At 63.3% G+C, this 1,160-nt stretch carries 1 protein-coding gene; it reads left to right on the top strand.

All coding sequences use genetic code 11. From position 1 onward, the window contains the following. Positions 1–38 precede the first annotated feature (38 nt). Positions 39–1,160, top strand: coding sequence for an IS630 family transposase (locus ACIREE_RS42705; protein ID WP_404164998.1), 1,122 nt, complete (start codon positions 39–41; stop codon positions 1,158–1,160).

Below are 1,160 nucleotides of genomic sequence, written 5' to 3'. Positions count from 1 at the left end.
CTAGTGTCCCGCGTCGGAGATCCGTCGTTAGTTTGTGTATGACTGCTTCTGCGGATGTGCCGGTGCCTCGTCGTGGTCCGAAGTTGGAACCGTTGCTGTTGACGTCTGACGAGCGTGTGGTGTTGGAGCGTTGGGCACGCAGGGCGTCATCTGCGCAGGCAGTGGCCTTGCGGGCCCGTATCGTGTTGGCATGTGCCGGTGCTGATGTGCCGCCGATTGTTGTGGTGGCACGGGAGTTGCATATCGCGGCGGACACGGTGCGCAAGTGGCGTCGCCGGTTTCTCGCGGCCCGCCTGGACGGGCTGGTGGACGAGCCCCGGCCGGGCCGGCCGCCCAGCATCAGCGTGGACCAGGTGGAGGCGGTCGTGGTCCGCACCCTTGAGGAGATCCCGAAGAATGCCACTCACTGGTCTCGCGCGTCGATGGCCGACCGCAGTGGCCTGTCGAAGTCGACGGTGGGCCGGATCTGGCGACGGTTCCAGCTCAAGCCGCACCTGAGCGACACGTTCAAGCTCTCGACGGACCCGCTGTTTGTCGAGAAGGTCTACGACGTCGTGGGGTTGTACTTCAACCCGCCCGAGGGCGCGGTGGTGCTGTCAGTGGACGAGAAGTCCCAGATTCAGGCTCTGGACCGCTCGCAACCGGTGCTACCGATGATGCCGGGCATGCCCGAGCGCCGAACCCATGACTACGTCCGCAACGGTCTGACCACCCTGTTCGCGGCCTTCGATGTCGCAACCGGTGAAGTCATCACATCGCTGCACCGCCGGCACCGGGCCGCAGAGTTCAAGAAGTTCCTCATCAAGATCGACCAAGTGGTCCCCGGGCACCTGCAGGTTCACTTGATCTGCGACAACTACGGCACCCACAAAACCCCGGCCATCAAGACATGGCTTGCCAAACACCCACGGTTCCACCTGCACTTCACACCCACCGGCTCCTCCTGGATCAACCAGGTGGAGCGATGGTTCGGCTTCCTCGCGGACCAGAAGATCCGCCGCGGGGCACATAAGAGTGTGCGTTCCCTCGAAGCTGACATCCGGTCCTGGGTCAAACAGTGGAACGAGAAACCGACCCCGTTCACCTGGACCAAAACAGCCGAAGAAATCCTCGACTCACTCGCCCGCTTCTGCCAACGGATCTCCGGCGCGGGACACTAG

The sequence above is a fragment of the Streptomyces sp. NPDC102467 genome (assembly GCF_044765445.1).
Classification (GTDB): Bacteria; Actinomycetota; Actinomycetes; order Streptomycetales; family Streptomycetaceae; genus Streptomyces.
The sequence above is the reverse complement of the archived record's forward strand: the minus strand, read 5'-3'. Positions and strand labels throughout refer to the sequence as shown.

What these genes read in the sequence shown, in the direction of transcription:
- ACIREE_RS42705 (WP_404164998.1), top strand. Translation starts at nt 39, where the DNA reads ATGACTGCTTCTGCGGATGTGCCGGTGCCTCGTCGTGGTCCGAAGTTG.